17 protein-coding genes are annotated in these 23913 nt (G+C 71.6%); 8 read left to right on the top strand and 9 right to left on the bottom strand.

The features are described 5' to 3' along the window. Position 1 precedes the first annotated feature (1 nt). A complete protein-coding gene (locus tag ACTIF1_RS00280) occupies positions 2–685 on the bottom strand; it encodes a cysteine hydrolase family protein (protein ID WP_439594359.1) in 684 nt (227 codons plus the stop codon). Beyond that, complete coding sequence (locus ACTIF1_RS00275) at positions 682–1578, bottom strand: polysaccharide deacetylase family protein (protein WP_439594358.1); 897 nt, start codon at positions 1576–1578, stop codon at positions 682–684. The genes ACTIF1_RS00280 and ACTIF1_RS00275 overlap by 4 nt, the downstream gene beginning before the upstream one ends. Before the next feature lie 70 nt (positions 1579–1648). Between ACTIF1_RS00275 and ACTIF1_RS00270 the strand changes: the two genes are divergently transcribed. Next, positions 1649–2710 (top strand): TRAP transporter substrate-binding protein, encoded by a 1062-nt coding sequence (locus tag ACTIF1_RS00270; RefSeq protein ID WP_439594357.1) that lies wholly within the window; start codon positions 1649–1651, stop codon positions 2708–2710. Positions 2711–2734: 24 nt separating this feature from the next. Here ACTIF1_RS00270 and ACTIF1_RS00265 read toward each other — a convergent pair whose 3' ends face one another. Further along, on the bottom strand, positions 2735–4003 hold the full coding sequence (locus ACTIF1_RS00265) for a hydantoinase/carbamoylase family amidase (protein WP_439594356.1): 1269 nt from the start codon (positions 4001–4003) through the stop codon (positions 2735–2737). Between the two features lie 11 nt (positions 4004–4014). Here ACTIF1_RS00265 and ACTIF1_RS00260 point away from each other — a divergent pair, with 11 nt between their 5' ends. Next, positions 4015–5529, top strand: a complete 1515-nt coding sequence (locus ACTIF1_RS00260; RefSeq protein ID WP_439594355.1) for an amidohydrolase family protein — start codon at positions 4015–4017, stop codon at positions 5527–5529. Here ACTIF1_RS00260 and ACTIF1_RS00255 read toward each other — a convergent pair. Then, positions 5508–6269, bottom strand: coding sequence for a GntR family transcriptional regulator (locus ACTIF1_RS00255; RefSeq protein ID WP_439594354.1), 762 nt, complete (start codon positions 6267–6269; stop codon positions 5508–5510). The two genes, ACTIF1_RS00260 and ACTIF1_RS00255, sit on opposite strands and share 22 nt — an antisense overlap. A 102-nt stretch (positions 6270–6371) precedes the next feature. On the opposite strand from ACTIF1_RS00255, the gene ACTIF1_RS00250 reads away from it, so the two are divergent. Further along, the gene (locus tag ACTIF1_RS00250; RefSeq protein ID WP_439594353.1) at positions 6372–8648 is read left to right on the top strand and encodes a DUF3604 domain-containing protein; all 2277 of its coding nucleotides are present in this window, start codon (positions 6372–6374) and stop codon (positions 8646–8648) included. Positions 8649–8688: 40 nt separating this feature from the next. Beyond that, entirely contained in the window at positions 8689–9663 is a 975-nt protein-coding gene (locus tag ACTIF1_RS00245) for a Bug family tripartite tricarboxylate transporter substrate binding protein (RefSeq protein WP_439594352.1), read from the top strand. Positions 9664–9669: 6 nt separating this feature from the next. Here ACTIF1_RS00245 and ACTIF1_RS00240 read toward each other — a convergent pair whose 3' ends face one another. Further along, complete coding sequence (locus tag ACTIF1_RS00240; RefSeq protein ID WP_439594351.1) at positions 9670–10980, bottom strand: TRAP transporter large permease; 1311 nt, start codon at positions 10978–10980, stop codon at positions 9670–9672. After that, positions 10977–11594 carry a TRAP transporter small permease subunit gene (locus ACTIF1_RS00235; protein WP_439594350.1) on the bottom strand — a complete coding sequence of 206 codons (618 nt, stop codon included), beginning with the start codon at positions 11592–11594 and terminating at the stop codon, positions 10977–10979. The genes ACTIF1_RS00240 and ACTIF1_RS00235 overlap by 4 nt, the downstream gene beginning before the upstream one ends. Positions 11595–11693: 99 nt before the next feature. On the opposite strand from ACTIF1_RS00235, the gene ACTIF1_RS00230 reads away from it, so the two are divergent. From ACTIF1_RS00230 to ACTIF1_RS00220, 3 genes are read left to right on the top strand one after another with little or no spacing between them, the layout of a single operon-like run. Next, on the top strand, positions 11694–13031 hold the full coding sequence (locus ACTIF1_RS00230; RefSeq protein ID WP_439594349.1) for an NAD(P)/FAD-dependent oxidoreductase: 1338 nt from the start codon (positions 11694–11696) through the stop codon (positions 13029–13031). Beyond that, the gene (locus ACTIF1_RS00225) at positions 13031–14611 is read left to right on the top strand and encodes an ABC transporter substrate-binding protein (protein WP_439594348.1); all 1581 of its coding nucleotides are present in this window, start codon (positions 13031–13033) and stop codon (positions 14609–14611) included. Before ACTIF1_RS00230 ends, ACTIF1_RS00225 begins: the two co-directional genes overlap by 1 nt. Continuing rightward, complete coding sequence (locus ACTIF1_RS00220; RefSeq protein ID WP_439594347.1) at positions 14611–16305, top strand: gamma-glutamyltransferase family protein; 1695 nt, start codon at positions 14611–14613, stop codon at positions 16303–16305. The genes ACTIF1_RS00225 and ACTIF1_RS00220 overlap by 1 nt, the downstream gene beginning before the upstream one ends. Here the strand turns inward: ACTIF1_RS00220 and ACTIF1_RS00215 are convergent. From ACTIF1_RS00215 to ACTIF1_RS00205, 3 genes are all read right to left on the bottom strand, one after another. Beyond that, positions 16287–19574, bottom strand: a complete 3288-nt coding sequence (locus ACTIF1_RS00215; protein ID WP_439594346.1) for a DEAD/DEAH box helicase — start codon at positions 19572–19574, stop codon at positions 16287–16289. The two genes, ACTIF1_RS00220 and ACTIF1_RS00215, sit on opposite strands and share 19 nt — an antisense overlap. 86 nt (positions 19575–19660) lie before the next feature. Then, entirely contained in the window at positions 19661–20977 is a 1317-nt protein-coding gene (locus tag ACTIF1_RS00210) for an NtaA/DmoA family FMN-dependent monooxygenase (protein ID WP_439594345.1), read from the bottom strand. 31 nt (positions 20978–21008) lie between these two features. Further along, the gene (locus ACTIF1_RS00205; RefSeq protein WP_439594344.1) at positions 21009–22313 is read right to left on the bottom strand and encodes an LLM class flavin-dependent oxidoreductase; all 1305 of its coding nucleotides are present in this window, start codon (positions 22311–22313) and stop codon (positions 21009–21011) included. Between the two features lie 218 nt (positions 22314–22531). On the opposite strand from ACTIF1_RS00205, the gene ACTIF1_RS00200 reads away from it, so the two are divergent. Further along, positions 22532–23776, top strand: coding sequence for an NAD(P)/FAD-dependent oxidoreductase (locus tag ACTIF1_RS00200; RefSeq protein WP_439594343.1), 1245 nt, complete (start codon positions 22532–22534; stop codon positions 23774–23776). Positions 23777–23913 lie beyond the last annotated feature (137 nt).

The raw sequence follows: 23913 nt of genomic DNA, 5'->3' as shown, positions 1-23913 counted from the left end.
CTCAGGCCTTCCGTGCGAATTGCGGCGCGCTGGCGTCCCAGATCGCCCGGATCTCGGCGGCCGGCAGCACGTCGTAGCGGCTGCGCTGCACGAGCAGGGAGGCTTCGTGCAGCGCCGGGTCGTGGTTCGCCACCGCATCCTCCACCACCACCGGGTAGTAGTCGTAGAAGCCCGCATCGCGCGCGGTGGATTCGACGCAGCCCTGGGTGATGAAGCCGCAGCAGACCACGGTGCGGATGCGGTGGACGCGCAGCAGCATGTCGAGATTGGTGCCGACGAAGGCGGAGCTGCGCCATTTCTGGACGACGATATCCGTGCCGGTCGGCTGCAACTCCGGCACGAAGTCCGCGCCCCAGCTTCCGGCCAGGCACACCTCCGGCTCCTCCGTGATCTTGTTGCGCACCGTCAGGAAGCGCAGCCAGGCGGGCGAGGTGGAGCGGCCGTTGGGCAGCTTCTGGTTCTGGATGAAGAAGACGGTCACACCCGCCGCCCGCGCCGAATCGACCAGCCGCGCGCAGGCTTCGATGGCGGCGGGCATGGTCGACATGTCCTTGCCCGCGCGCGCAAAAATGCCGCCCGCCGCGCAGAAATCATTCTGCGGGTCGATGACCACCAGCGCGGTATGCGCGGGGTCCACCAGCTCGTGGGTCTCGGTGAAGACCTCCTGGTTGTCGATGGTGATCATGGCGTCGCTCCGCGTGGCAGGGTGGCGTGCAGGTGGTCCGCGATATCGCGCCGCCGCGCGACCCAGACATCCGCGCCGCGAACCTTCAGCGCCCGCAGGATGCCCTCCACGGCCTGAAAACGGGCGGGGCGGCCGCAGATGCGGAGGTGCAGGCCGATGTTCAGCAGCTTCGGCACGCCCCGCGCGCCTTCCTCGATCAGCTGGTCCATCGCGGCTTCGGCGTAGCTGACGAAATGCTCCGGCAGCACGAAGCCGTTGGGGTGGAAGAACTTCATGTCGTTGCAGTCCAGCGCATAGGGCAGCACCAGCATGCCCTGGTCCCAATAGGGCAGGTCGTCGTCGAAGGCGTTGCTGTCGTAGCGATAGCCATGTTTTGCCAGCAGCCTGCGCGTCCAGGCGGAGGCGCTGCCGCGGCAGAAGAAGCCCACGGGCCGCTCGCCCGTCACGGCCTCGATCGCGGCGGCGGAGCGCAGCAGCGCCGCTTCCTCCTCCGCCTCGCTGGTGTAGTCCGCATTCGGGCGCCAGACCCAGCCGTGATTCGCCGCCTCATGCCCGCGCCGCACCACCTCCGCCGCCAGCGCCGGCGTGCGTTCCACGGCGCGGCCGCATAGGAAGAAGCTGGCCTTCACCCCATGCCGGTCGAAGGCCTCCAGGAAGCGCGGCAACCCGGCGCGCAGGCCATATGCAAAGATGCCCTCCTGGCCGAGGTCGCGGCGGCCGGGCGGGACCACGCTGATGACCTCGCCGATGCGCTCATTCTCCGCATCGCCGGCCTCCACCGCCATCTCCGCCCCTTCCTCGTAGTTCACCACCAGGGAGACGGCGAGCTTCGCGCCGCCGGGCCAGGCGATGCGGGGCGGGTTCAGGCCGTAGCCGACCAGGTCGCGGCGCATGGCGAAATATCCTCATATTTGGCCCGGATGTTGCAAGCCCCGTGCCGCATTCGCTGCCAGGAGGTTCGCCATGCTTCGCCTTTCGCGTCATCTCGCCGCCGGCTGTCTGGCCGCCGCGGCCGCCTTCGGCCTCGCCGGCCCGGTTGCGGCCCAGACGCAGATCCCGCTGCGCGTCGCCGGCAATTTCAGCCAGAACACCAAGCATGTGGATGGCGTGGAGCGGCCCTTCTTCGCCGGCCTCGGTGCCGCCTCCGGCACCCCGCTGGCCGTGAACTACAACCCGCTCGACGTGCTCGGCATCCAGGCGGCGGACAGCCTGCGCCTGCTGCGCTCCGGCGCCTTCGATGTGATGAGCGTGCAGATCGGCATGGTGGCGCGCGACGATCCCTTCTTCGAGGGGCTGGACCTGATCGGCGTCTCCACAACCGTGCCGGAACTGCGCCGCGCCGTGGAATCCTATCGCGAGGCCTTCGACCAGCGGCTGCAGCAGCGCTTCGGCACGCGGGTGATGACGCTCTGGCCCTTCGGTCCGCAGATCATCTATTGCAACGCGCCGATCACCTCCGTGCGCGACCTGCGCGGGCTGAAGGTGCGGTCCTTCACGCCGACCATGTCCGCGCTGCTGCAGCACCTGGGCGCCACGCCGGTGACGCTGCAGTTCAGCGAGGTCTATCCGGCGCTGCAGCGCGGCGTGGCGAGCTGCGCCATCACCTCCGCCACCTCCGGCAATACCGGCAATTGGCCGGAAGTCACCACGCATATCCTGCCGCTGGGCCTTTCGGGTGCCGTGCAGGGCCACTTCATGACGACGGCCGCCTGGAACCGCTTCAATCCGACGCAGCAGGCGGCGCTGACCCGTGAATTCCGCCGCATGGAGGATGCGATGTGGGACATCGCCACCAATACCAATGGCGATGCGCTGTCCTGCTCCACCGGCGGCCCCTGCACGGAGCACAAGCCCTTCCGCAATACGCTGGTCGCGGTGAACGAGGCCGATGCGGCGCTGGTGCGGGAGGCGGTGGGCGCGGTGATCCTGCCGAGCTGGCGCGACACCTGCAACCGCGTCTGGGCGCAGTGCACCCAGACGTGGAACGGCACGGTGGGCGCCGCGCGCGGCTTCACCATCAACTGAGAAAAGCCTGCGGTGGAGCGCGCCCTACCCGAAGCGCTCCACCGCCCCCGTTGTAATCCGGAAGGCGGCGGCGAAATCCGCCATCTCCATCGCCTCCTGCGGATTGTGGCTGCCGCCATCATTGCGGATGAACAGCATGGCGGAGGGCACGCCCTGTCCCGCGAAGGTCACGCAGTCATGCCCGCCGCCGGAGGCCATCGCCATGGTCGCAACGCCCGCCTCCGCCGCCGCCGCGCCGAGTGCCGCGCGCAGCCGCGCATCCATCAGCGCCGGCGGCACATGCAGCGCCGGGCCGTAATCCACCGCCACGCCGTGCCGCGCCCTGGCCTCCGCCGCGGCCTCGGCCAGCCAGGCCTGGGCACGTCGCAGCGCCGCCACATCCGCGCTGCGGATATCGAGCGTGAAGCGCACCTCGCCGGGCACGCGGGTCGGCGCGTGGCGCGTCGCATCGGTGAAGAGTTCACCGATGGTGCAGACCAGGTCGGTGCCGGTCGCCTCCTCCGCCGTCCAGAACGCGTCGAGCCCGGCCACCAGCCGCGCCGCCGCGATCACCGCATCCCGCCGGCTGCGCCGTGGGGCGCCGCCTGCATGGGCATCCTGCCCAATCGCACGGCAGTTCCGGTGCCGCAGCGATCCGCGGATGCCGGTGACAATGGCGGCGGGGATGCCGGCCTCCACCAGCTCCGGCCCCTGCTCGATATGCGGCTCCAGGAACCAGGCGATGCGCCCGGCCGCCAGGCTGGCGCGGCCCTGCCGGATGAAGTCCGGGTCAAAGCCCTCCTCCGCCATATGCTCCGCCAACGTGCGGCCCGTATCACTCCGCCGCAGCGCATCCGGCGCCTCCGCCGGCAGCAGGCCGAAGGCGGCGCGGCTGCCGAGGTAGTTGGCCGGGAACCACACCATCTCCTCCGCACGGATCGCCAGCACCGTCAGGTCCCTCGGCAAGCGCCGGCCGAGATGCCGCAGCCGCGCCGCCACGGCCAGGCCCATCGCCACGCCGGCCGCGCCATCGAAATTGCCGCCATGCGGCACGCTGTCGGCATGGCTGCCGATCATCCCGGCGGGCAGGCTGCGGTCTTCGCCCGGCAGCGTCATGAACAGCGTGCCGATCGGGTCCACCGTGACCTCCAGCCCCAGCGCCTCCGCCGCCTCCCGCGCCCTGGCATGCGACAGGCGCTCGCCGGGGCCGTAGGAGGCGCGGGTGACGCCGGGCGCATCCAGGCTGCCCGCGCGGATCGCGTCCAGGTAATCTTCGGCCAGCTCCAGCGCGCGGGCTTCGGCGGAACGGGTCATGGAGAACTCCGATGAGCGGTGACGGCGGCATCATCCTGGCGGCGGAGGCGCTGATCGCCGGTGCCACGGATCCCGCGCCGCGGGAAGGTGTGGGCGTGCTGGTCGGCGCCGATGGCCGCATCGCCGCCGTGGCGCCGCTGGACGAACTCTCGCAGATCGCACCAGCTGCGGAGCGGCTGCATCTCCAGGACTGCGTGCTGATGCCGGGCCTGGTGAATGCGCATCAGCACGGCCGCGGGCTGACGCAATTGCAGCTCGGCTTCCCGGACATGATCCTGGAGGCCTGGCAGACCACGAAACGCCGGCGCGGCTGGCTGGACCCGGCGGCGATGGTGCCGCTGGCGGCGATGCAGATGCTGGCCTCCGGCATCACCGCCACCATTCATGCGAACACCACCTGGGGCGCCGCCGGCCGGCAGCCGGACGACCTGGCGCGCACCATCGCGGCCTATGACTCGGCCGGCCTGCGCGCCTTGGTCGGCATCGGGGCGCAGGACCGCGCCAGCCTGGTCTTCCCGGCCGAGGCGCAGCCCGGCTTCGTGGCGGGCCTGCCGCCCGAATTGGCCGCGCTCGTCGGCGACCCGGACCCGCCGATCTTCGCCACGACGGCGGAGGAGGTGGCGGCGCTCTTCGACAGCCTCTCGGAGAAGCTGCCGGGCCACGGCCGCATCACGCTGGCCTTCGCGCCCGCCGGCCCGCAATGGGTCAGCGATGCGCTCTTCGCCGGCATCGCGAAGGCCGCGCGCGCCCGCGGCGGCGTGCCGATCCACATGCATGCGCTGGAAAGCGTCGCCCAGGCGGCGGCGGCGCGGCAGCTCTACCCCGAGGGCACGCTGGCGCGGCTGCAGGCGCTGGGCGTGCTCGGCCCCGCCACATCGCTGGCCCATGCCGCGCAGCTGACGCCGGGCGATATCTCGGTGGCGGCGCGCACGGGCACGCGGTTGGTGCGCAACCCGGCGAGCAATCTGCGGCTCGGCTGCGGCATCGCGCCGCTGGCGGCCTATTGGGCGGCCGGGGTGGGGGTCGCGATCGGCACGGATTGCCAGGCGATGGATGACGAGGAGGATCTGTGGAAGGAGCTGCGCCTGGCCGCGCGGCTGGCCACCGAACCCTCCTGGCAGGCGGCGGGTCCGCCCGATGCCGCGACGCTGCTGGCCATGGCGACCACGGAGGGCGCGGCGGCCATGGGGCTGGCGGGGCGCATCGGCAGGCTGGCGCCGGGCCTCGCGGCGGATGTCATCGCCGTCGATCTGCGGCGCGTCCGCGGACTCTATGCCGATCCCTCCGTGCCGCTGCTGGACCTGCTGCTGGCGCGGGCCGATGCGCGGGACGTGCGGCTGACCATGGTGGATGGCCGCGTGCTGTATCGCGAGGGTCGCTTCCCGCATCTGGATGCCGAGGCCATCGCCGCCGCCGCCGCGGAGGCTGCCGCCCGCGCCCGCGAGCCCTGGACCCCGGCGCGGGAGGAAGCGGTGGCCGGGCTGGTGCAGGCGGTGCGCCAGCACTATGCCGGGCGCGCACCCTGACGGCGGGAAGGGGGACGGCGCAGCACCGCTTCGAAGGCGACGCTATCGGCGCGGTAATGGCCGATGGAGAAATAGGCGATCTCGCCATCCGCCCGCTTCACCACGCGCCGCATCTGCCCGACCGGCACCCCCACCGGCAGGCCGAGCGCGGTCGCCGTCTCCGGCCCCGCGGCGGCGATGGAGAAGCTTTGCCGCAGCTCCGGCAGCTCCGCCCCCGCCAGCTCCTCCAGCAGCGCCAGCACCATCCCGCGGTCGAAGCGCGCCGGCGCCAGGGCGTAGTAGCGGCGCGCCACATGGATGCGCGCATGCGCATAGGGGCGGCCGGCCGGGTCGCTGTGGATGCGCTCCATGAAGCGATAGGCGGGGGCGGCATGGCCCTCGCCCGGGCGCAGCGGCGGCAGGTCCTGCGTGTCGCTGGCGGCCAGGATGCGCGCCGTATTGTCGCGGATCGAATCGGCCAGCTGCGGCCAGCCGGCATCGAGCGCCAGCTGCGGCGCCGGCGGCGGCGCCTCCGTCACATAGGTGCCGCTGCCCTGGCGGGCGCGCAGCAGCCCTTCCTCCGCCAGCAGGCCGAGCGCCTGGCGCACCGTCACCGGCGCCACGGCATAGCTGGCAGCGAGGCTGGCGATGCTGGGCAGGCGGGCCCCGGGGGGCAGCCGGCCGCCGGCGATCTCGCCGCGCAGCACGGCGGCGATGCGGTGATACAGCGGACGCGAATCGGTGGGCGGGGCAGGGTCCATCGGCGGCAGCCTACACGCGCGGGCCATCGCTTTGCCCGAAAGATTCTGCTGGTCAACCAGCAGACTTCGCGCTGTAATCCTCCCGCCTGCCGGAGACGCCGCGTGCCGCACATCGTCCATCACACCGACTACATGGCCGCCGAGATCGGCACCGCCCGCATGGTGGAAACCGGCCAGGGCTTCGAGGCCGGCAGCTACCAGTCCTTCACCCTGACCTTCACGGCGGGGCGCTTCGGCATGGACGACACCGGCTCCATCCGCCTGGTGCATCGCTTCGCCTCGGACATGCCGGCGGTGCAGTTCACCGACCCCAAGGCGCCGAACTACGTCACCGCCGAGGCCTCCAACGGCGCCGTGCTGGACCTGAACTACAATCCGCGGCTGAACATGCGGCCCTGGGGCAAGACGCTGACCGTCAGCGTCACCCGCGGCTTCCTGGCACCGGGCGATACCATCACGCTGCGGCTGGGCGACCGCCGCGGCGGCAGCCCGGGCATCCGCCTGCAGACCTTCGCCGAGGATCGCTTCGAATTCCGCGTGCTGGCCGATGTCTTCGCCTGCTTCAACTGGGCGCTGCTGCCCGACCAGCCCTGGATTTCCATCATCCCCGGCCCGGCCGAGACCTGGCGCGCCGTGCTGCCGACGCTGCGCCGCGCCGCCGAACCTTTTTCTCTATCGCTGCGCGCCGATGACCGCTGGGGCAATCCGAGCGGGCAGGTGACGGGCCGTTTCCGCCTGCGCGCCAGCCGCCCCGTGCAGGGGCTGCCGGAGCTGTTCGAATGGCCGGCGGGCGCCCGCGCGCATCGCATCGAGGGGCTGCGCGCCGAGGCTGGCGATCTGTCCATCACGCTGCTGGATGAGGCGGGCACGCCGCTGGTGGAGAGCAATCCGCTGCGCCTGGTGCCGGCGGCGGAGCTGCTGCCCTTCTATGCCGATATGCACGGCCAGTCGGACGAGACCATCGGCACCAATTCGGCCCGCCGCCTGGCCGAATATGCGCGCGACCTCGCCTTCATCGATGCCATGTGCCACCAGGGCAACGACTTCCAGATCACCGCGGATTTCTGGCGCGACCTCAACAAGCTGACCGCGGATTTCAACCAGGACGGCCGCTTCGTCTTCTTCCCCGGCTATGAATGGTCCGGCAACACCGCGCTCGGCGGCGACCGCAACGTGGTGCTGAAGGAGGAGGGGCGCATCCTGCACCGGTCCTGCCACGCGCTGGTGGAGGACCTGTCCGACGCGAACCAGGATGCCCTGGATGTGCGCGCCCTGCATGCGGCGCTGCGGGCGGAGGGGAATGCGCTCTGCCTGCCGCATGTCGGCGGCCGCTACGCCAATCTCGGCTATGCGCATGACAAGACGCTGGAGCGCAGCGTGGAGGTGCATTCGGACTGGGGCACCTTCGACTGGCTGGTGGAGGATGCCTTCGCCGCTGGCGGCCGCGTCGGCATCGCCGCCAATTCGGACGGGCACAAGGGCCGCCAGGGCGCCTCGCATCCCGGCGCCTCGCTCTTCGGCGCCTATGGCGGGCTGACCTGCTACCTGGCCAAGGGCCTGTCGCGCGAGGCGCTGTGGGATGCCATGCTCTGGCGCCGCCAATACGCCACCACCGGCGCACTGCGCGCCCATTGCGATGCCTGGCTGCAATTGGAGGCGCCCGCCGCGCTGCATCGGGACGACCCGGCCCTCGGCGGCGCGGCCGTCGGCACCACGGCCAAGGCGGGGCTCGGCGCCATCCTCTCCGGCGCCAGCGGCGAGGCCGCCGAATTCGGCTTCGAACTGGCCGCCGCCACGCCGGTGGAGCGCATTGAAATCCGCAACCGCACCCGGCTGCTGGAGACCTGGCGCCCCTATGCGCCCGCCGATCTCGGCCGCCGCATCCGCATCCTCTGGGAAGGCTCCGAATACCGCGGCAGGGGGCGGGAGACGATGTGGCGCGGTGCGCTGCGGCTGGTCGGCGCCACCTGGCGCGACGTGCGCCCGATCAACCGCTTCAACCTGGACCGTTGCTTCGAGGCCGATGCGCAGGGCCTGCGCTTCGAAGGCGTGACCACGGGCGGCTTCATGGGTGTCGAGGCAGTGCTGGACGGCCCCGGCGGCACACTCGAGATCGAGACCAACCTGGTCACCGCCACCCTGCCGCTGGACGAGATCGGCCATCAGGACCGCGTCTTCGAAGCCGGCGGCCTCGGCCGGCGGATCCGCGCCTTCCGCCTGCCGGATGTGAATCCGCACCGCGCCATCCGCCTGTCCCGCCGCCTGACCCTGCGGCGCGACGAGGACAATGCCTTCTACATCCGGGCGACCTTCGAGGACGGCAATGTCCTCTGGTCCAGCCCGATCTACGTCATCAACGACCTCGAAGCAGGCGACTGACCGGGAGAGCGCGCCAGTCGATTCCTGGAAGGAGACGACGATGCGTCGGAGAGACTTTTTGGCGATGACGGCCGCCCTGGCCGCGCCGGGTGCCGCGCGGGCACAGCCGGCCTGGGCGCCGTCGCGACCCGTCACCCTGATCGTGCCGCTCGGCCCCGGCAGCACGGCCGATATGCTGGCGCGGACCATGGCGGAAATCTGGGGCCGGCAGCTCGGCCAGCCGGTGGTGGTGGAGAACCGCCCCGCCGCCGGCGGCATCGTGGCGACGGAGGCGCTGAAGAATGCGCCGCCGGATGGCCATACGATCGGCCTGGCGAGCCAGGGCACGCTGGTCTTCAACCCCTTCCTGCATGCCGGCCTGCGCTACGACCCGCGGCGCGACTTCACCCTGGTGGCGCCCTTCGCCGTGGTGACCAATGCGCTGGTGGTGCCGCGCAGCAGTCCGCATCGGACGGTGGCGGATCTGGTGGCGGCGGCGAAGGCGAATCCGGGGCAGATCAACTACTCCTCCGGCGGCAACGGCACCTCGCACCACATCTCCATGGCCTTGTTCGCGCAGATCAGTGGCACGCAGCTGGTGCATGTGCCCTATCGCACGGCGCCGGCCGGCATCCTGGCGGTGATCGCCGGGGAGGTGCAGGCCGGCTGCTACAATATCCCGACCGTGCTGAGCCAGATCCGCGCCGGGGAGCTGCGCGCGCTGGCCGTCACCTCCGCCGGGCGCAGCGAATTCCTGCCGGAGGTGCCGAGCCTGCAGGAGGCCGGCCTGGCGGGCTATGAGCTGACCACCTGGATGGGCCTGGCCCTGCCCGCCGGCGCCCCCCAGCCGGTGGTGGCGCGGCTGGCGGCGGAGACGGACCGCGCGCTGGCGGATGACGCGGTCTGGGCCCGGCTGCGCCAGCAGGGGTTCGAACGCATCCCCCGCATGGACCCACCCACCTTCGCCCGCTTCCTGGAGGCCGACCTGGCGAAGTGGCAACCCATCTTCGCCGCGGCCGGCACCCGGGCGGACTGAGCGCGATCAGTCGAACATCATCCCCGGCAGCCACAGTGCGATGCCGGGGAAGGCGATCAGCAGCAGGGTCAGCAGGATCATCACGCCCAGGAAGGGCAGGGTGCCCTGGATGACCTCGCCCACCGAGCCGCCGCGCCGGAGGCCCTGCACGACATAAAGGTTCATGCCCACCGGCGGCGTGATCAGCGCGATCTCGCACATGATGACCAGGAAGATGCCGAACCAGACCGGATCGACGCCGAGCGCCACGACGATGGGGAAGACGATGGGAATCGTGCCCACCATCATCGACAGCGTCTCCAGGAAGCAGCCGAGGATCAGGTAGAAGACGAAGAGCACGAACAGGATGCCGATGGGGCCCACGCCGAGCGAGGTGACGAAGGAGGACAGCGCCTGCGGCACACCGAGGATGCCGAGCACGAAGTTCAGGTAGAAGGCGGCGGCGACGATCAGCACGATCATGGACGTCACGGTCACCGTCGTCTCGAAGCAGGCATGCAGCATCGAAAGCTTGAACCGCCCGTAGAACATCGACAGCAGGAAGGCGAAGACCACGCCCACCGCCGCGCTTTCCGTGGGCGTCGCCCAGCCGGCATAGATGCTGCCCATCACCACGACGAACAGCGAAACCGGCGCCGCCAGCCCGCCGAGTGCGCGCAGCCTTTCGCCGATCGGCAGGCGCGGCTCCGGCGCGCCGGCGAGCGCCGGCCTCCACAGGCACAGCACCGCCGTCATCGCCATGAACAGCGCCGTCAGCAGCAGCCCCGGCACCACGCCCGCGGCATAGAGCTGCCCGACCGAGGTATTGGTCATGGCGCCATAGATGATCATGTTGATGGAGGGCGGGATCAGGATGCCGAGCGTCGACCCCGCCGCGATGGTGCCCAGCACCAGCCGCGCATCGTAGCGCCGGTCCGCGAAGGTGGGCAGCGCCACCGTGCCGATGGTGGCCGCGGTGGCGACGGAGGAGCCGGAGACGGCGGCGAACAGCGCGCAGGCGCCGATATTGGTGTGCAGCAGCCCGCCCGGCAGCGGCCCCAGCCAGACCGACAGCGCCTTGTACATGCGGTCCGTCGCACCGCCGCGCACCAGCAATTCGCCCAGCAGCACGAAAAGCGGCACGGCGAGCATGGTGAAACTGTCAGTCGCCCCCCAGAACTGCGTGCCGATGGCATTGATCACGGGACCGCCGAGATAGAGATCCGCCCCCAGCAGCGCGATGGCGCCCATCACCACGCCGATATGCAGGCCGGTGAACATCAGCGCCAGCATCAGCGCGAAGCCGATGGCGGCCTGGGCGATTCCGAAGCCGCTCATCGTGCGGCCTCGCCGCTCGTCTCGGCTGCGATTTCCTCATCCACCGTGGGCGGGCCGTACCAGGCATCCACCTCCCGCAGCCGGCCGCGCAGCAGCAGCGTGGCGGCATGCAGGGCGAGCACCGCCGCCACCAGACCGAACAGCGCGAGTCCCGCGAACCAGATGCCCTGCGGAATCCAGAGCGGCACCTGCAGCGGGCTGGTGGAGACGGACATGAAATCGATGCTGTCGGCCACCTCGGCCCAGGCGCGCCAGGCGACGAAGCCGGCAAAGGCGGCGATGGCGATGGCGGCGAAGACATGCGCCGCGGCGCGCGGCCAGGCGGAGAGCCGCACCAGGAACAGGTCGATCCGCGTATGCCGCCGGGTGAGCAGCGTATGGGCGAAGCCGAAGGCGCTGAGCCCCGCGAGCGTATAGCCGCCGATCTCATCCGTGCCCTGCAGCGACACGCCCAGATAGCGCCGCGCCACCAGGTCCGCGCAGACCAGCAGGCTGTAGCCGAGCAGCCACCAGCCGCAGAGCAGGATGAAAAGACGTGTCACCGGCAGGATCCGCCGCGCGACGGGATTGCCGGCGGCCATGCGATCGCCGGGCGAGGAGAGGGTGGAGGCCATGAACACCTGCTGCAAGGGTGTCCCGGCCAAGCAACTTCGGTGCCACCCGCCAGGCCCTTCCGGGTTGACGTCGCCGCCCCCGCCGCCGAGGCTGACCGCATGACAGGATCCGACGCCATCTTCGCGCCTGGCTTCCGCGAGACCCCCTATTGGTGGGAGGCCGCGCCCCCCGCGCCGGGCATGGCGGCGCTGCCCGAGACCGCGGAGGTGCTGGTGGTCGGCGGCGGCATCGCCGGCCTGTCGACGGCGCTGGAGCTCGGCCGCAACGGCGTGAAGGCGCTGGTGATCGACCGCGAGACGATCGGCTGGGGCGCCTCCTCCCGCAATGGCGGCGCGCTGTCCGGCGCGGGCAGCCTGGGCAAGGTGCGCGCCGACCTGGCCGAGGCCTTCGGCGCCCAGCTGGTCGCCGAGATGGTGGAGGAAGGCGAGGCCGCCTATGAGGAATTCGCCACGCTGATCGCGCGCGAAAATCTCACTTGTGATTTCGTCCGCAGCGGCCGCTTTGTGGGCGCGCATGCACCCAGGGCCATGGAGGGGCTGAAGCGCCGCGCCGAGATGCTGAACGCCGCGACCGGCGCGGAGGAAGCCTTCGTCGTGCCGCGCGGCGCTGTGGCGGAGGAGATCGCGACCGCCAAATACCATGGTGGCATGGTGATGCTGCGCGCCGGCGGGCTGCATCCCGCCAAGTATGTGCGCTCCCTCGCCGAGGCCGCGATGCGGCACGGCGCCAGCCTCGTCTCCGGCGTCTCGCTGCAATCCTACGCGCGGCAGCCGGATGGCAGCTTCCTCGTCACCACCGACAAGGGACGCATCGCCGCCAAGAACATGATGCTGGCGACGAATGGCTATACCGGCGCGGCCACACCCTGGTTTCGCCGCCGCCTGATCCCCGTTGCCAGCTACATGATCGCGACGGAGGAGCTGGGCGAGGACCGCGTGCGCCGTGCGCTGCCGAAGCTGCGCGTCTATGGCGATACCAAGAAGATCCTCTACTATTTCCGCCCCTCGCCGGATCATCGCCGCATCCTCTTCGGCGGCCGCGCCAGCTTCGTGCAGACGGATCCCCGAAAGGCGGCGGCGACGCTGCACCGCTTCCTGGTGGACCTGATCCCGGATCTCGCCGGCGTGCGCATCACCCATGGCTGGAAGGGCAATGTCGCCTTCGCCTTCGACATGATGCCGCATGTCGGCATCCAGGACGGCGTGCATTACGCGCTGGCCTGCAATGGCAGCGGCGTGGTGGGGATGACGCATTTCGGCCGCGTCGCCGCGCAGCAGATTTTGGGCGGGTCCAACCGTGTCTCCGCCTTCGCCCGGCTGAGTTTTCCGACCCGGCCCTTCTACACGGGCCAGCCCTGGTTCATGCCCTTCGTGGGCACCGCCTATCAATTGCGCGACCGGCTGGATGGCTGGCGCGTCACCAAAGGAGGCGTCTGATGCGGTCCAAAACCTGGTCCCGGCTGCTCGCGCTCGCAGCCCTCTGCCTGCCGCTCGCGGCGCCGGCCGGCGCGCAGACGCTGACCATGGCAGTGCAATCCACCTTCGGCATCGATCCGCATTTCTTCTTCAACGGCCCGAACATGGCGGCCGCGCGCCACATCTACGACACGGTGATCAGCCGCGACGAGAACAGCCGCCAGGTGCCCGGCGCGGTGGAAAGCTGGCGCGCGGTGGAACCCACGATCTGGGAGCTGAAGCTGCGCCCCGGCGTGACCTTCCACGATGGCTCGCCTTTCACGGCGGAGGACATCGCCTTCTCCATCGCCCGCATCCCGAATGTGCCGGGCAATATCGGCCCCTATACGATCAACCTGCGCACCATCGACCGCGTCGAGATCCTCGATCCGCTGACCGTGCGGCTGCATACCAGCGAGCCGAATCCGCTCATCCCTGGCCAGCTCACCAATGTTTTCATCGTCTCCGCCCGCGCCGCGGCGCAGGCGAGCACGGAGGATTTCAACCGCGGCCGCGCGGCCATCGGCACCGGCCCCTATCGCGTGGTGGGCAATGGCGTCTCGCCCTCCGGCATGCGGCTGCAGCGCAGCGAGAGCTACTACGGCACGCGCCCGGCCTGGGCGGAGGTGGATGTGCGCGTCATCGCCAGTGATGCCGCGCGCCTGGCCGGTCTGCTCGCCGGCGACTACGACCTGATCGAGGATGTGCCGCTGACCGACCTGGCGCGGCTGCGGCGCGAGGGCCGCGTGAACATCGCCAGCCGTCCGACCGACCGCATCATGTACCTGTCGCTGAACGTGGCGACGGATCCCCTGCCGCTTGCGGTGGATGGCAATGGCCAGCCGCTGCCGGTGAACCCGCTCTCCGATGTCCGCGTGCGCCGCGCGCTTTCCATGGCGATCGACCGCACGGCGCTGGTGGAGCGCATCATGGAAGGCCAGGCCGTCGCCTCCGCCCAGCTGACGCCCGAGGGTTTCGGCGGCTACGACCCGGCGGTGCGCGTGGCGCCCGCCGATGTCGCGGGCGCGCGGCGGCTGCTGGCGGAGGCAGGCTTCCCGGATGGCTTCGGCCTGACCATCTCCTGCTCCAACGACCGCTATGTGAACGATGCGCGCATCTGCCAGGCGGTAGGCCAGATGCTGTCCCGCGCCGGGCTGAAGATGACGGTGGATGTCACGCCCAGCACGGTCTTCTTCCCGCGCATCCGCCCCAATCGCGTGCTGCTGCCGATGCATTTCGTCGGCCGGTCCTTCTCCTCCGGCGACGCCACCTATGTGCTCTCCACCTCCTTCCACACGCGCGACGTGCCCCGAAACCTGGGCGGTGCGAACCGCAGCGGCTTCAGCGATCCGGCGGTGGACGCCGTGGTGCGGGAGGTGATGGTGCGGATGGATGAGGGGCGGGAGGCCGCGGTGCGCCAGGCGATGCACCAGGTGCAGGACCTGCATGTGCAGATCCCGCTCTATGTGCAGATGTCCGCCATCGGCACGCGGCGCGGCATCACCTATACCCCGCGGATGGATGAGCAGGTGGTCGCCGTCCACGCCCGCCCCGCCCCGTGATGACGGGCCGCCCCACCCTCTACGGCACGCGCCACGCCGTCTCCGCCGGCCACTACCTGGCCACCGCGGCGGGGCATGCGGTGCTGGAGGCGGGGGGCAATGCCATCGATGCGGGCGTGGCCGCCGGCATCACGCTGGGCGTGGTGCAGTCCGATATCGTGAATGTCGCCGGCGTCGCGCCCATCATCCTGCGGACCGCGGCGGGCGAGGTGGAGACCATCGCCGGCCTGGGCCATTGGCCGAAGTCCATCCCCGCCGATCTCTTCCTGCGCGAGCATGGAGGAAAAATGCCGCCGGGGGTGCTGCGCACGGTGGTGCCGGCGGCGCCCGATGCCTGGATCACCGCGCTGCAGCGCCACGGCAGCATGACCTTCGGCGAGGTCGCCGCCGCCGCCATCCGCCATGCGCGTGATGGTTTCGCGATGCACCCGACCATGGCGAAGAACCTGGTCCAGAAATTCGAGTCCTACGCCCGCTGGCCGAGCACGGCCGCGATCTACCTGCCTGGCGGGCGTGCGCCGGCCGTCGGCGAGAAATTCGTGCAGACGGATCTCGCCGCCATGCTGAGCCACATGGTGGATGAGGAAGCCGCCGCCGGTGGCGATCGCGCGCAGGGCCTCGCCGCTGCCCATGCCGCCTTCTACCGGGGCGACATCGCCGCCAAGGTCGTCGCCTTCCAGCGGGACCAGGGCGGCTATCTCTCGCGCGAGGACCTCGCCAATTTCCGCAGCCGCATCGAGCCCGCGCTCACGCGCCTCTGGCGTGGCCACGCCATCTCCACCTGCGGCCCCTGGTGCCAGGGCCCCGCGCTGCTGGAGGCGCTGCTGATCGCCGAGCGCATCGGTTTTTCGGGACTGGCGCACAACAGCGCCGAGTATCTGCATGTGATCGCGGAGGCGCTGAAGGCCGCGCTGGCCGATCGCGAATACCATTTTGGCGATCCGGCGACGGTCGATGTGCCGCTCGACCAGCTGCTGTCCGCGACGCATGTCGCCGCCCGCGCCGCCGCCTTCCGCGCCGACGCCGCCTGCCCGGACATGCCGCCGCCGCTGATCGGCAATGGCACCGAATTGCCGCCACCCATGCGCGAAAAACCGCCGGAGGTGGAGGCCGATACCTCCTATGTCTGCGTCGTCGATCGCTGGGGCAATGCCTTCAGCGCCACGCCCTCCGACGGATCCTGGAATGCGCCGGTGGTGCCGGGCCTCGGCATCGTGCCTTCCGCGCGCGGATCGCAGAGCCGCGTCGATCCCGCGCATCCCTGCGGCGTGGCGCCGGGCAAGCGCCCGCGCCTCACGCCCAACCCCGCGCTCGCCGTGCTGGCCGATGGCGGCGTCATGCCCTTCGGCACGCCGGGCGGCGATGTGCAGGTGCAGTCCATGCTGCAGGTGCTGCTGAACGTGCTGCATTTCGGCATGGAGGTGCAGGAGGCGATCGAGGCACCGCGCATCGCGACCTATGCCTTCCCCTCCTCCTTCGCGCCCTTCGAGTATTTCCCGCGCAAGCTCGCCGTCGAATCGCGCATCCCCGCCGAAACGCGCGCCGCGCTGGCGGCGCTGGGGCATGAGATCCAGGCCTGGCCCGACTGGGCCTATGCCGCTGGCAGCGTCGAGGCGATCCGCACCGATCCCATGACGGGCCTGATGGCCGCCGGCGCCGATCCCCGGCGCCCGGCCTATGCGATCGCCAGCTGAAGCGGCGCCACCGCCGCCAGCAGCGCCTGCGCCACCGCCAGCCGTTCCGCCGCCGTGCCGCTCGCCTGGCGCAGCAGCAGCCGGCCCTTCGAAAGTTCCAGCGTGGCGGGCGGCTCGGCGGGCGCCTGCCGCGGTGTCGCCGCCGCCGCCGCCGGCCCCACCTCCAGCCGCGCGATTCCGAGGCGCCGGCAATCGATGGAAAGCCGCACCAGCGCGAACAGGTTCTGCAAGGGCTCCGGCGGCGCGCCGAAGCGGTCCTCCATCTCATCCTCCAGCGCATCCACCGCCGCCGCATCGCCCTCCCGCAGCATGCGGCTGAGCCGCGCATGGACGTCGACGCGCAGCGCCTCCTCCGGCACATGCGCCTCCGGCACGAAGGCATCCACGCCGAGCGCCAGGGCCGGGCTCCAGATCTCCGGCGGCGTTTCCCCCCGCGCCACGGCCAGGGCGCGGTCCATCAGGTGGCGGTACAGCTCCATCCCCACCAGCTTCACATGCCCGGCTTGCGCCTCCCCCAGCAATTCGCCGGCGCCGCGCAGATCCAGGTCGCGCAGGCTGATGGCGAAGCCGGCGCCGACGCGGTCCAGCGCCTCCAGCGTGCGCAGCCGGCCCTCGGTGGTGGCGGAAATCCGCTGCGCCGGATCGGTCAGCAGATAGATCGCACCACGGTCCCGCCCGCGCCCGACGCGGCCGCGCAGCTGGTGCAGCTGCGACAGGCCGAAGCGGTCGGCGCGCCAGACCAGCATGGTATTGGCGCGCGGCACATCGAGCCCCGCCTCGACGATGTTGGTCGAGAGCAGCACATCCGCCCCGCCCTCGGCGAAGCGCAACATCGCCTCGTCCACCTCCGCCGCCGGCAGGCCGCCATGCGCCACGATGAGGGTCAGATCCGGCACCAGCGCCGCGATGCGCCGGCGCAGCGGGTCGATATCCTCGATGCGCGGGCAGACGACGAAACTCTGCCCGCCGCGCCGCGCCTCCCGCCGCAGGGCCTGGGCCAGCAGCGCATCATCCGGCGTGGCGCGCAGCGTGCGCACGGGCTGGCGCCGCGCGGGGGCGGTGGCGATCACGCTCAGCTCCCGCAGCCCGACCAGCGCGGCCTGCAGCGTGCGCGGAATCGGCGTGGCGGTCAGCGTCAGCACATGCGGCGCGCCGGCGTCACGCAACTTCCGAAGTTGCGCCTTCTGCCGCGCGCCGAAACGCTGTTCCTCGTCGATCATCAGCAGCGACAGGTCGGCGAAGCGGACGGCGCTTGCGGCCAGCGCCTGGGTGCCGATGGCGATCGCCACCTCGCCCGCCGCGATGGCGGCGCGGATCGCCCGCGCCTCGGCCGGCGGCGTCAGGCGGGACAGCGCCTCCACGCGCAGGCCGGTGCCGGCGAAGCGGCGGCGGAAGCTCTCCAGATGCTGGCGCACCAGCACCGTGGTGGGCGCCAGCAGCGCCACCTGATGGCCGGCCAGCGCGGCGATGGCGGCGGCCCGCAACGCGACCTCCGTCTTGCCGAAGCCGACATCGCCGCAGACCAGCCGGTCCATCGGCCGACCGCTTTCCAGATCCGCCCGCACCGCCGCCACCGCCGCCGCCTGGTCCGGCGTCAGCTCATGGGGGAAGCGCGCGAAGACCCTTGCGAGCGCCTCGGCCGGGGCCTTGAGCACCGGCGCCTTGGCCTGGCGCCGCGCCTGCACGGCAACCAGCAGGGCGCGCGCCGTCTCCGCCACCGCGGCCTCGGCCTCCGCCCGGCGCTTCGGCCAGCTCTCGCTGCCCAGCCGGTCCAGGCTGAGGCCCGTGGTCTCCGCGCCATAGCGCCACAGCCGGTCCAGCTCGTCGAAGGGCACCAGCTGCGCCGCATCGGCGTAATCGAGTTTCAGGCAGTCGAGGCAGGCGGCGCCGGTCTCCACCGATTGCACGCCGCGCAGCGCGCCCAGCCCGTGCTCGGCATGGATCACCGCATCCCCCGGCTGCAGGCTGGCGAAGGTGAAGGCGGAAAGCGGATCGGCGGCCGGGCCGCGCGGCGCCTCGGCCGGCGCGCGGATGTGGCGCAGCGGCAGCACCACCGCCTCCGGCGCCGCGATGCCCGGCAGGTCGGCCGGCGCTGGCAGGATGGCCAGGCTGCCGGGCGGCAGGGCCAGCAGCGCCGGCCAATCCGCCACCGGCTGCGCGGGCAGGCCCAGCGCCTGCGCCAGCCGGGCGCCGACCCGCCGCAGACCGCTGCCGGGCACGCCCGCCACGGCCAGGCGGGCACCGCCTTCCAGCAGCGCGCGGGCATGCGCCAGAAGCGCGGAATCCGGCTGGCGGCTGAAATCGGGAAGGGGGTTTGGCGGGTCTTCGGGCGCCGCCAGCTGCGCTGGCTTGCGGCCAGCCAGCGCGGCCTGCCAGCCCGCCTCATCCAGGTGCAGGGCCTCGGCCGGGGGCAGCGGCGCCGCATCGGCGGGGCGCAGGGCAGCCTGGCCGCGGAACCCTTCCGCCACCTCCGCCCGGCGGCGCGCCAGCGCCTCCTCCGCCCCGGCATCCAGGATCACCGCGGCCTCCGGCCACAGCGCGAGCGGCGCCACCAGATCGTCGCGGAAGGCGGCGAGCGCGTGTTCCAGCCCGGGTGGCCGCGCCTCCAGCAGCGGATGGCCGGGCGGCAGCACGAGTTCGGAGGCCGGATGCACCACCAGTTCCGCCTCCGCCGCCTCCTGGCTGCGCTGGGTGACAATGTCGTAGCGATGGATGCCGAGCAGCCGCCCGGCCTCGTGCCGCAGCCGCAGGGCCAGCGGGTCCTCGTTGCCGGCCGGCGTCACGTCGATGACGCTGCCGCGCAACGCGACCTCGCCGGGGTCGTCGACGCGGTCATCCAGCACATAGCCCAGCCGCAACAGGTTTTCGCGAAGCGCCTCCACCGCCAGCACGTCACCGGCCTGCAACCGCAAGGACAGGGCGGGATCGGGCCGTGGCAGGCGCTGCGCCAGCGCCTCGACGGACCCGATCAGCAGCCCGGCGGTGCCGCCCGAGGCCAGCGCGGCGGCAACGGCCACGCGCTGGCCCATCACGGCGCGGGAGGGCGAGACGCGGTCATAGGGCAGGCAGTCCCAGGCCGGCAGCAGCCGCACCGCCATGCCCGACGGCGCCAGGGCGCGGGCGGCGTTGTAGAGCCGCCGGGCACGACCTTCGCTGCGCGCGACGAAGATCAGCCCCGCGGCCGCCCGCTGAACCAGCCGCGCGGCCAGCAGCCCCTCCGGTTCCGCGCAGGGCATCGCCGGGTCATCCAGGCCTTCCGTATCGCGCATCCGCGGTCCCATCCCCAAGGCTGGGGCAGCGCGCGGCGCGGGGCGCGGTTCCGCTGGCCCTCCGCAAGGCGGCGTGAGGCGGGATGTCAGAACTCCCGCAGATTGTCCCGGAACTGCGCATGGGCATAGGCGCGCCGCGCCAGGCCGCGCGCCTGCAGCGCCGGCACCAGCCCATCCGCGATCTCCGCCACGCTGCGCCGGCTGACATCGCCGAGCGAGAGCAGGAAGCCGTCGCCGCCCACCTCCTGCATCGCCTCCGCCATTTGCGCGGCCACCGCATCCGGCGTGCCGGTCAGCTCCACCGATCCGGGCGTGCCGCGATAGGCCATCATGGCATCGCGCAGGCTGCGCTTGCCGGCGACGCGCTTGAAGTCGTCCAGCGACTGCTGGTGGCCATTGGTGCGCAGGTCCAGCTGGTCCACCGGCGTATCCAGGTCGTATTTCCCGAAGTCGATATTCGTGATCTTGCCGAAATGCGCGAGGAACAGCGGCACCTGCGCCTCCGCCCGCGCCAGCCGCTGGCGCTTGCGCAGCTGCGCTTCCTCCATGGTCTCCCCCAGCGTCGGCGCCACCAGGAACAGGATCTTGATGTCATCCGGATTGCGCCACTGCGCGACCGCACTGGCGCGCACGTCCTCGCGATAGGCGCGCATGGCGGCCACGCCCTTCACGCTGGCCACCACCGTATCCGCATGCAGCGCCGCGAAGCGCTTGCCGCGCCCGCTGCCGCCGGCCTGGGCGATGACGGGGCGGCCCTGCACGCAGGGGCCGGAATTCAGCGGGCCGCGCGTGCGGAACCACTTGCCCTCGAAATTCGCGGCATGGACCTTGGTATGGTCCACCAGCACGCCGCTTTCGGTATCCGCCAGGATGGCGCCGGGTTCCCAGCTGTCCCACAGCGCATTCACCGCGGCCATGTATTCATCGGCCATGTCGTAGCGCAGGTCGTGTTCCGGCATGCCCGGCATGCCGTAGTTCATCGCCGCATAGTCGCTGCTGCCGGTCACCATGTTCCAGCCGATGCGGCCGGCGGAGACCTGGTCCAGCGTCGCCACCAGGCGGGCCAGCAGATAGGGCGGATAGGCGAAGGTGGACAGCGTCGGCACGATGCCGATGCGGCTGGTGGCCGCCGCCATCAGCGTCGCGATCACGCTCGGGTCCTGGCGCGGCACGGACAGGCCATTGGCCAGGTAGATCTCGCGCGACCCGCCAAAGCTTTCGCCGACATAGGAACTGTCCTCGATCAGCACATAGTCGAAGCAGGCGCGTTCCAGCGCGCGGGCGATGTCGCAGAACAGCTCGGGCACCCGCCAGTCGCGGCCGATCGCGCCGGTCCAGGGCTCGCCCCAGGCCTGGACGGAGGAGCCTTGCAGGAACCAGCCGAGATGGAAGGGCTTTGGCATGGGCGCGGGATCTCTCGTGGAAGGGAAGGGGTCAGGCGGCCGCGAGGTTCTCGCGCAGGGTGCGGCCCGAATACGCGGTGCGGAACAGGCCGCGCCGCTGCAATTCCGGCACCACCAGGCGGCCGAAATCCTCGAACATGCGCGGGAAGACGGTGGGGAAGACCACGAAGCCGTCGCAGGCGCCGGCGCTGAACCAGGCCTCCATCTCATCCGCGATGTCGCTGGCGGTGCCGACCATCAGGTTGCGCGGCCGGGCCGCGGCCTCGGCGAAGCTGAGGCCTTCCTTGCGCATCAATTGCAGCACGCGGTCCTGGGATCCCGTGATGCCCTGGTGGCCCTGCGCCGCCGCCACCGCCTCCGCCGTGCGGTGCTGCGAGAGATCGGCGCCCAGCAGCGCGGAATGCAGCATGGTCTGCGCCTCCGGCTCGATCAGCGATTGCAGATAGGCCGCCTTCTCCCGCGCGATGGCCGCCGTCTCGCCCACCACCACGGCGATGCCGGGCAGCACCTTGCAGGCCTCCGGCGCGCGGCCCTGGCCTGCGACCCGCGCGCGGATATCCGCGCGGAAGGCCAGGCCATCCGCCTGGCTGTGCGGCGTGCAGAAGACCAGCTCCGCCCAGCGCGCCGCGAAATCCCGCCCGCGGTCGGAGGCCCCGGCCTGCAGCAGCACCGGCCTTCCCTGCGGCGAGCGCGGCAGGCTGAGCGGGCCGCGCGTGCGGACCCATTCGCCTTCGTAATTCGCGTAGCGCACCTTGGACGGGTCGATGAAGACGCCGGCCTCCCGGTCCATCACGAAGGCATCCGCATCCCAGCAGTTCCACAGCGCGTCGCAGGCCTCCAGCACCTCATCCGCACGGTCGTAGCGCTGCGCCTTGGGCGGGATTCCCGCCATGCCCAGGTTGCGCGCCTCGAGGTCGGTGGCGGAGGTCACGACGTTCCAGGCGGCGCGCCCGCCCGTCAGCAGGTCCAGCGAGGCCAGGCTGCGCGCCAGGTGGTAGGGATGCTGGAAGGTGGTGGAGAGCGTGGCGCCGAGGCCGAGGTGCTGCGTCACGCGACCCATCACCGGCAGCACCGTCAGCGGGTCCAGGTAGCTGATCTGCCCGCCCTTGCGCAGATAGGCGTCGAAATTGCCGCCATGGATATCGGGCAGGCCCAGCAGGTCGGCGAAGAAGCAGGCGTCGAAGCAGGCCTCCTCCAGCACGCGGGCGATATGCTCGTAGCGTTCCGGCCGGAGGATGTCGTGCAGCGCGGCCTCCGGGTGCCGCCAGCCGCCCGGATGGTTGGCGGTCGGTCCCGTCTTGAGATAGGCCACCAGATGCATCCGCCGCTGCGTCATGGCGCGGACGGATCCCGGGGCTGGCGGGCGGCGGAACGGGGCATGCAACCTCCACGAGAAGCCACCGCGGGGGCCACGGACGGCGGGCGGTCGGGCGTGGGATTGTTCTGGCGCTTGGCGGCCAGCATGGCGGGGTGGCCGGCATGGCGCAAGCGGGGCTACCGCGCCGCGCCGCTTCGCCGCACTCTGCGCGCGGGCGCGACGGAATGGGGATGCCAATGGCGGGATCGGTGCTGGTGCTGGGGGCCGGGATGGTCGGCGTCTCCGTCGCGCTGCATCTGCGGAAGCGCGGCCGGCAGGTGGTGCTGCTGGACCGCCAGGCGCCGGGGGAGGGGGCGAGCTTCGGCAATGGCGGCCTGATCCAGCGCGAGGCCGTCTTCCCGCATCCCTTCCCGCGCAAGCTCTCCGAGATCCTGCGCATCGCCGGCAACCGGTCGGTCGATGCCGTCTACCATCCCCGGGCGCTGCCGGGCCTCGCCTGGCCGCTGCTGCGCTACTGGTGGCATTCCGCGCCGGACCGCTATGCCCAGGCGGTCGCCGGCCATGCGGCACTGATCGCCACCTGCCTGGATGAACACCTGGCTCTGGCGCAGGGCACGCCCGCCATGGCGCTGCTGCGGCCGATCGGCTGGATGCGCCTCTATGCCACGCCGCAGCAGATGGAGGCGGCGCTGGCGGAGGCGGCGCGCGCGCAGCGCGAGCGCGGCGTGAATTTTGCGGCGCTGGACAGCCAGGCGCTGGCGGCGGCGGAGCCGCATCTGCAGGTTCCGCGCGCCGGCGCCATCCACTGGACCGACCCGCTCTCGGTCAGCGACCCGCAGGCGCTGACGCTGGCCTATGCGGCGCAGTTCGAAGCCGCGGGCGGGCAGATCCTGCGCGGCGATGCGACCACCCTCGCGCGCCACGGCGCCGGCTGGCGTGTCACCACGCCGCAGGGGCCGGTGGAGGCGGCGGAGGTCGTCATCGCGCTCGGCGCCGCGGCCGGGACGGTGACGCGCCGCCTGGGCTATGCCCCGCCGCTCTTCGGCAAGCGCGGCTACCACATGCACTACCGCCTGCGCGGCAATGCCGTGCTGCACCGCCCCATCCTGGATACGCAGAGCGGCTTCCTGCTGGCGCCCATGCGTGCCGGCGTGCGGCTGACAACCGGCGCGGAATTCGCCGTGGCCGAGGCGCCGCCCACACCCGTGCAACTGGCGCGGGCGGAGCCGCTGGCGCAGCGCCTGCTGCCGCTGGAGGGGCGCGTCGATGAAGTGCCCTGGATGGGCGTGCGGCCCTGCACGCCGGACATGCTGCCGATCATCGGCCCGTTGCCCGGCCAGGCGGGGGCCTGGTGCGCCTTCGGCCATGCCCACCAGGGCCTGACCCTGGGCCCGAGCACGGGCCGTCTGCTGGCGGAGATGATGGAGGGCGCGCCGCCCTTCCTGCCGCCGGCGCCCTATCGGCCGGAGCGCTTCGGCTGACGCCTGGCCCAGCTCCAGCGTCGCCCGTCACGTCAGGAATTGTCTCGAAAGGTCGTGCCGGGCCGTAATGCGATGAAATCGGTTTGGCTACAATAAACGACAGAAGCTGGTCCCACAGCGGCCGCCCGGTCGCCTAT

This window comes from Falsiroseomonas sp. (assembly GCF_051860665.1).
Taxonomy (GTDB): domain Bacteria; phylum Pseudomonadota; class Alphaproteobacteria; order Acetobacterales; family Acetobacteraceae; genus Falsiroseomonas.
This window is presented reverse-complemented; position numbering and strand designations above follow the sequence as displayed.